The 231-nt window shown below is 60.2% G+C and carries 1 pseudogene; it reads right to left on the reverse strand.

From position 1 onward, the window contains the following. A pseudogene (locus ACR9ZK_RS23780) lies at window positions 1-231 on the reverse strand (histidine kinase); the annotation flags it as partial.

The following is a 231-nucleotide window of genomic DNA, read 5'->3' on the forward strand; positions in this document are numbered from 1 at the left end:
GGTCAGGGGGATGCGAAGGTCATGGCTTACCCGTCCGGCGAATCCTGCGAGCTTGGCGTTGCTGGCCCTGAGTTCGGAATAGGTGCGGTCAAGTTGGGCGGTCCGGTGCTGAAGTTCCAGGAGTTCAACCACCTGCTTGGCCAGGACCTCCAACATCCCCACCTGTTCCTGGCTCAGTTCCTTGGTCTCGTCCGAGAAAACGCACAATGTTCCCGGCACGAAGCCTGATCC

The sequence above is a fragment of the Monashia sp. HAY1-5C genome, from assembly GCF_056755255.1.